The following is a 2,643-nucleotide window of genomic DNA, read 5'->3' as shown; positions in this document are numbered from 1 at the left end:
CCGCGGGGGCGCATTCCAAAACCCGTCGGATAAAAGATCCGACAAGTTTTGAAATGGATGAAAAGTGAACCGGACAGAGTTTAAATTACACACCCCATAGCCCAGACGTTGGGCGTCATTTAAAAAAAACCCGAACTAAACCTAACATTTATCATCCAAGACATCTTCTTTATACTGACTTATTAGCTTTTTCATTTCTTTTAAATCCTTAATTTTTTGGTCAAGCGAAACTAACTTTTCATCAAGAAATGCTAATTTTTCATCTTTTGAGAATTTATTACTATACCAAGCATCTATCAATTCCGAAATTTCATTGATTGTGTACCCAATTGCTTTGGCGTCAATAATTAATTCTAACTTTTCAACAGTCTCTTCATCGTAATGAAAATAGTTGTTTGACTTTATAGTTTCATCACGCTTACCTTTTATCAATCCAGATTTTTCATAAAACCGAATGGTATGTGCAGTTATGCCAGTTCGTTTTGCCAATTCATTTATAAGCATTTTGGTGTTTTTTTTGACAAAGATAAACTTTTTTAAAAAAACTACAACCATAGACTACACTCTTTGGTTGTAGGTTTAAAATTATTCGTATAGATTTGCTGAAATTTAAAAATAATCAAAAATGACAAAGACAATTTTAATTACAGGAGCAGGTCACGGATTTGCTAAAACTACTGCATTTATTTTAGCAGAAAAAGGACATAACGTTATTGCAACAGCAGAAATTTGGCCACAAGTATCAGAACTCAAAGCAGAAGCAAAAGCAAAAAATCTTACCAATTTGGTAATAGAAAAATTGGATGTAACCAAGCAAAGAGAGCGTGATTACTTAATCAAGAAATACGACATTGATATTTTATTTAGTAACGCAGGACTTATGGAAGCAGGTCCGATTGGAGAACAACCACTTGACTTAATTCGCTCAATGTTTGACATTAATGTATTCTCGGCATTAGAATTTGCACAAGGATTTATCAAAAAAATGGTTGCGAAAAAATCAGGAAAAATTGTTTTCACTTCATCAATGGGTGGTTTATTGACGGTTCCTTACGCTTCGGCATATTGTGCTACAAAACACGCTTTGGAAGCGATTGCAGAAGGATTAAAAACGGAATTAGAACCTTTCAATATTAAAATTGCAACCGTAAATCCAGGTGCTTTTGACACAGGTTTTAATGACAGAGGAATGGATAGTATTAGACATTGGTACGACCCAAAAACGAACTTCACATCAGAACAAATTTTTGCAGGATTTGAGGAAATGTTATCACAACAATTTGACCCACAAATGATGGTTGATGTGATAGTAGATGTGATACTTTCTGACAATCCAAATTTCAGAAATGTTTGCCCACAACCTATTGAAGATTATATCAAACAACTTCAAGCTGATGCTTGGACATTAAAAAGTTAAGATAATGGAAGTAATAAAAAATTATTTTAATGCAGAAAAAGCCGAAAGCCTATTATTTATGGGCTTCGGTATTTTCGCCATTATTTTATCAGTCTATTTTTTCTTCTATCTAAAAGATAGGTTTTGGAAAGGTTTAGCCATTCCGTTAGTCTTTTTCTCAATAGTGCAAATTGTTATTGGAACTACAATCTTTACCCGAAGTCCAAAAGACAATTCAAGAGTAGAAAACGTACTGAAATATGAACCACAAAAAATTCAAACAGAAGAAATTCCGAGAATGGAAAAAGTGATGAAAAACTTTGTTTACTACCGCTATTTTGAAATTTCTATGATTTTATTGGGCGTAGTTTTAATGTTTTCATTATCCAATTATGGCTTTTGGAAAGGCTTTGGGTTAGGCCTTTTCATTCAATGTGCTGTTTTACTTTCATTAGACTTTTTCGCTGAAAAAAGAGGACATTTTTACATTGAACATTTACAAACAATTAATCAAAAAATTCAGAATAATGACAAACAATAAAATCACAAAACACTCAACATTCAAAAGAAGTGTTTATACAGAAATAGTAATTAACGCACCAATCGAAAAAGTTTGGCGTGCATTAACCGATTTTAAACAAATGCCAACTTGGAGTAAATCGTTACAAAAAATAGAAGGCGATTTTAGAAAAAACGGACAGACAGTAGTTCATTTTATGGACAATAAAGGCAAAGTCGGAATTTATAAACACGAACTTATCCATTTTGATGAAGGCAAATTATTTGGTTGGAGCGACCCATTTATTTTGGGTATTACAGACAACCACAAATATCAGTTAGAAAAAATATCTGAAAGTCAAACAAAACTAATTCAATCTGACGAAGCAAATGGTTTTGCGACACTATTTATGGGGAATTTCATTATGAACTTTTTCTTAAAAAGCTACACGGAATTTAATCAGACTTTAAAAAACCGAATTGAATTAAAAAATTAGAGTTAATCAAAATAGAGCGGAAGAAAAACGAACGCCCAACACCGTATATAAAAAATTGCTACAAAGTGCTTAATTCGTTGGCTTTTTCATATATTTAAAGTCTGTGTTAATCCGAAAGGTTTGTGCTAATTTACACGCAACTTTTCATATACAAACACGTTGTGATGCATTATGACACCTTTCCAAAATAAACGGAATCCAGTCACTTAATTCTAAAAAAATATTTAACTTTGTATCCAGGTAGATACAACT

4 protein-coding genes are annotated in these 2,643 nt (G+C 32.3%); 3 read left to right on the top strand and 1 reads right to left on the bottom strand.

Annotated features, from left to right (window positions below; genetic code table 11):
• Positions 1-141: 141 nt before the first annotated feature.
• The gene (locus BLT07_RS20465) at positions 142-555 is read right to left on the bottom strand and encodes a MerR family transcriptional regulator (RefSeq protein WP_245726632.1); all 414 of its coding nucleotides are present in this window, start codon (positions 553-555) and stop codon (positions 142-144) included.
• Positions 556-625: 70 nt separating this feature from the next.
• Here BLT07_RS20465 and BLT07_RS20460 point away from each other — a divergent pair, with 70 nt between their 5' ends.
• Genes BLT07_RS20460 through BLT07_RS20450 form a run of 3 tightly spaced genes read left to right on the top strand, consistent with a single transcriptional unit; the run spans position 626 to position 2,391 of the window.
• Positions 626-1,417 (top strand): SDR family oxidoreductase, encoded by a 792-nt coding sequence (locus BLT07_RS20460; protein WP_091874457.1) that lies wholly within the window; start codon positions 626-628, stop codon positions 1,415-1,417.
• 4 nt (positions 1,418-1,421) lie between these two features.
• On the top strand, positions 1,422-1,937 hold the full coding sequence (locus BLT07_RS20455; protein ID WP_091874455.1) for a hypothetical protein: 516 nt from the start codon (positions 1,422-1,424) through the stop codon (positions 1,935-1,937).
• The gene (locus BLT07_RS20450; protein ID WP_091874453.1) at positions 1,924-2,391 is read left to right on the top strand and encodes an SRPBCC domain-containing protein; all 468 of its coding nucleotides are present in this window, start codon (positions 1,924-1,926) and stop codon (positions 2,389-2,391) included. The genes BLT07_RS20455 and BLT07_RS20450 overlap by 14 nt, the downstream gene beginning before the upstream one ends.
• Positions 2,392-2,643: the final 252 nt, after the last annotated feature.

Origin of the sequence: Pricia antarctica (assembly GCF_900101815.1) — a bacterium.
In the GTDB taxonomy this organism is placed as follows: domain Bacteria; phylum Bacteroidota; class Bacteroidia; order Flavobacteriales; family Flavobacteriaceae; genus Pricia; species Pricia antarctica.
The sequence above is the reverse complement of the archived record's forward strand: the minus strand, read 5'-3'. Positions and strand labels throughout refer to the sequence as shown.